A 2,108-nucleotide genomic window follows, 5' to 3' on the forward strand; every position below is an offset into this window, starting at 1 on the left:
TCTTCGTCGCCGGCGCCAGCCGCGGCATCGGCCTGGGCATCGTGGAGGCCTGCCTCGCCGAGGGGGCCAAGGTCGCCATGACCGCGCGCGGCGCCGAGGCGCTGGAGGCCGAGCGCGCGCGCCTGGCCGAAGCCTACGGCGCAGACCGCCTCTTCGCCCTCTCCGGCGACATGCGCGACACCAAGGTCATCGACAACGCCGTCGAGCGGACCGAGGCCGAATTCGGCCCGATCTTCGGCGCCGTCGCCAACGTCGGCCTCTACCCCTGCCCGCCCGGCTTCGAGGTGGACGACGAGACCTGGGACGCCGGGTTCACCCAGAACCTCGACTCCGCCTGGCGCCTCTCGCGCGCCGCCCTGCGCCGCATGACCCCGCGCGGCGAGGGCTCGATCCTCCTCATCAGCTCCATCGCCGGCCTGGGCGCCCTGGGCACCGCCTTGACCTACGGCACCTCCAAGGCGGCCATGAACCACCTGACCAAGGAGCTGGCCCGCATCGCCGGCCCCAAGAACGTCCGCGTCAACGCCATCGCGCCTGGCAACATCATCTTCCCGGGCGGCACGTGGGAAGCCAACGCCACCGGCCCCCGCGCCGAAGCCTGGGCGCGCTGGATCAAGCGCGAAGTCCCCCTCAACCGCTTCGGCCGTCCGGAGGAGATCGGCGCCGCCGCCGCGTTCCTGCTGAGTCCCCTGGCCAGCTTCGTGACGGGCGCTATCGTGCCGGTGGACGGCGGACAGACGCGGTGACCCGCCTCCCCTCGCCTTAGGCCTTGATCACGCGCCCGAAGCGGCGGCGTGCGTGATCGGCGCCGACGAGGTCGCGTCGGTCGCGCACCAGGATGTCTTCCTTGATGCGCTTCGGCTCCAGTCCGGCCATATTCCGGTAGACGCACATCGCGACCGCCATTGGCAGGGCGGCCTGCATACCGAGAAGCACGCCGAGCGGGCCCAGCAGCAGCAGCAGAAGCAACGGCGAGGCCGCGCCCGTCAGCAGATAGGCGCGGTACGAGGTCTTGTCGAAGGCCCGCAGGATCACCTGGCCGAGCATGACCAGCGCCGCAAACGGGACCGGCGCCATGAATCCCATCAGGAAGATGACGTGGAGCTGGGCCTGGATGCCCAGCGCGATCATCTCGCTCATCGCCAAGTTCTGGCCGCTCTCCATCCAGCCGCGCACCTCGCTTGGCACCCCCGCGGCCATCGCCACCAGCCCGAACACACCCGACGACAGCAGCGCGGCGACGAACGCGACAGGGAAGGTGGTGCGGACCTGGAGCGGACCCTCGAAATATTCCGCCTGCCCCGTGTCGACCAGGGCGCCTACGGCCCGGTCGCCCTTCTCCTCCGCCTCGAGCGTGGCCGCCAGCAGCGCCGGATCATCTCCGTCCGGCTCGAAGCCTGCGCGCCACTGGTAGACGAAGCCCATGATCAGGCCGGCCAGGAGCGGGATCGCGAGGTAGTAGCTCAGGTTGCCCATCGCCAGCAGGTTTCGCCATCCCTGCAACGGGGTCTGGCTAGCCACGCATAGTAGCGCGGACGCGGACCCGAGCCCTGAATAAGACCAACGGGAACCAAAACGCAGCCTGCGCAAAACCAGATGCCCAGTGACGAAGACCGCGAGGTAGGCCAGGGCGCCCTGGAAGCCCCGCAGCACCAAGGCGTCGGGACTGCTGACTACCTGGAGGATTTCGGCTTGCGGCTCCGGCGCGAAAGGGGGCGGCGGCGGATCGCGCGGGATTTCGGCGGCCTCCTGGGGGGCGGTGGACACACGCGAGTCTCGCCTCGGCAGTGTGAAGTGGCCTCCCGCGGTCGCGCTGGTCTCTGTTGCGCGTTCCCTCACGGGCTTGGGCGCCGAGCCGTCACCGACCGTCACGAAGGTCAGCACCGCCGCCAGCACCGCCGCGGCGCCCAGCGCTCGGCCGTTCGTCTTCACCCGCATGCCGACGCCCTCTTTACCTACTCGCGCCCAGGTAATCGCGCAGGCGCTGAAGGCGCCCTTAAGCGGCAGGGTTAAGTCGAAGGTCCGCCGCCGCGACGCCCCCTCGCCCTCCCCCGAGAGTCCGGCTATAGGCGCGCCATGAGCGCCCAGCCCTCCAAGACCATGGCCGA

At 70.2% G+C, this 2,108-nt stretch carries 2 protein-coding genes; one reads left to right on the forward strand and one right to left on the reverse strand.

Going from position 1 to position 2,108, the window contains the following annotated elements:
- On the forward strand, positions 1-746 hold a 746-nt coding region (locus tag Q0L11_RS19545; RefSeq protein WP_296599467.1), incomplete at its 5' end, for an SDR family NAD(P)-dependent oxidoreductase.
- 16 nt (positions 747-762) lie between these two features.
- Here the strand turns inward: Q0L11_RS19545 and Q0L11_RS19550 are convergent.
- Positions 763-2,108, reverse strand: a 1,346-nt coding sequence (locus tag Q0L11_RS19550) for a hypothetical protein (RefSeq protein WP_296599468.1), incomplete at its 5' end; no start/stop codon positions are given.

Origin of the sequence: Phenylobacterium sp. (assembly GCF_024508875.1) — a bacterium.
Taxonomy (GTDB): domain Bacteria; phylum Pseudomonadota; class Alphaproteobacteria; order Caulobacterales; family Caulobacteraceae; genus Phenylobacterium.